1 protein-coding gene is annotated in these 257 nt (G+C 69.6%); it reads right to left on the bottom strand.

The features are described from left to right. Nucleotides 1-257, bottom strand: a 257-nt coding sequence (locus QSK00_RS30335; protein ID WP_285597273.1) for an adenylate/guanylate cyclase domain-containing protein, incomplete at both ends; no start/stop codon positions are given.

Consider the following 257-nt stretch of genomic DNA (forward strand, 5'->3'; position numbering starts at 1 on the left):
CACACCCCGCGGCGTCGTCCATGTCGGTGGGGGCGCCGAACACCGCGAGCGCGGCGTCGCCCTCGAACTTGTTGATCCACCCGCTGTGGTGCTCGACGACGTCGATGACCACGGCGAAGAACTCGTTGAGCAGTTCGACGACCTCGTGCGGGGGTCGGGTCGCGGCCAGGGTGGTGGAGCCGACGAGGTCGACGAACAGGACGGCGACCTCGCGGACCTCGCCGCCGAGTTCGACGTCGTTGTCCATGGCGTGGCGG

It is taken from the genome of Actinomycetospora sp. NBRC 106378 (assembly GCF_030269685.1).
Classification (GTDB): Bacteria; Actinomycetota; Actinomycetes; order Mycobacteriales; family Pseudonocardiaceae; genus Actinomycetospora.